Source organism: Pseudovibrio sp. POLY-S9, assembly GCF_001431305.1.
Lineage (GTDB): Bacteria > Pseudomonadota > Alphaproteobacteria > Rhizobiales > Stappiaceae > Pseudovibrio.
The window spans coordinates 81,998-83,284 of the sequence record NZ_LCWX01000163.1 but is presented as its reverse complement, the minus strand read 5'-3'; the positions used below and the strand labels follow the sequence as shown (position 1 = coordinate 83,284).

At 48.9% G+C, this 1,287-nt stretch carries 1 protein-coding gene and 1 tRNA gene; both read left to right on the top strand.

The genetic code is table 11. The features are described 5' to 3' along the window. The first annotated feature begins 188 nt into the window (after positions 1 to 188). A complete protein-coding gene (locus PPL9_RS14745; RefSeq protein ID WP_057463396.1) occupies positions 189 to 455 on the top strand; it encodes a FliM/FliN family flagellar motor switch protein in 267 nt (88 codons plus the stop codon). Positions 456 to 635: 180 nt separating this feature from the next. After that, positions 636 to 722, top strand: a tRNA-Leu gene (locus tag PPL9_RS14740). Positions 723 to 1,287: the final 565 nt, after the last annotated feature.

Here is a 1,287-nt window from a genome sequence, read left to right as displayed (position 1 = left end):
CTCTAAGGGGAAGAAGTCTGTTTTAAGGGTTTGACGATCGGCCATGTTGTTATCCCAAAATGATCTGCGGATTTCGGTTAGTTGGTTTGCCCTAATGAGATGTTAGCGTCTACACTAAAAATAACAGGGCACCAACTCACAGAGACGAGACGGGTGCATTTTATTCCCTCAGATGGAGGCAGACAGAGATGAACAGGTTTGATGATATCTCCGTCGACATATCAGTGGTGCTGGGCAAATCTGAAATGCCAGTGCATCAGTTGTTGCGCATGGGACGTGGTGCGGTGATTGAGCTGGACACCCATGAAACTGATGATGTTACGATTTTGGCGAACAGTACACCTGTTGCTGAAGGGCAGGTGACTGTGGTTGGCGATAAAGTTGGCATTGTCATCACAAAGGTATTGCAGCGTGCTGTGGATATGCGACCTGTAAACATGGAAGATCGCATCTGAAATATCTGGTGCAGTGGATAAGTGCCCGTCTAAAAGAGGTTTTTTCGATTTTTTTCCTCTGCGCTGTGAATTTTTGAAAAAGGGTACTTGCGCAGGTTCGAGGGGTTGGCTATATCACCGCTCACCAGCCGACGGGGCGAGGCCAGCGAGCCAAACAAACCGGAGGCAAGCCAAGGTTTTGCGGCCGTGGCGGAATTGGTAGACGCGCAGCGTTGAGGTCGCTGTGGGGTAACACCCGTGGAAGTTCGAGTCTTCTCGGCCGCACCAAAAGCCCCGAGCTCTTTATGAGCCGGGGTTTTTTGCTATCTAAGCCTCTGTTTTTTCTCAGCATAAAATATGCATATGCCATTCCCTGAAAAGGGGAGTGTCGCTGTTTTGCGTTGCTTTGTGATTTTTTGCGCGAATTTGCGTTATTTACGTTTTTGATGCGTTCGTTGGTTGAGCGTGCGTTCTCATCTTGAGTGCGGTCGCTCAAATAAAATGCGTTTTGATGTAAATCGTGAATTCTTCGTAAAAGGATTGCACGGTCTGCGCAGGTCGCTATAAACACAAAACTGTGCATAGGGACGATGGTTCCACGTGCATTTCAATTTTCAGCAATCTCGAAGGACGATGCTCACGCCAAGCATTTGACTCTGGAACGCGTCGCGGTCATTTACATTCACGCACCGCATTCTAGCATCTTTGGTGGAGCGAATTCTTGTCGTTTGATTAAATCTACTCAAACGGAACGCGCTCTAACGTGTGGAGGTCACATGACCCAATCGGAAAATCCCGGTGCGCTTCATGCCGCGCCCCCTCCACCACATGTCAGAGATGCAAGCGGACACCT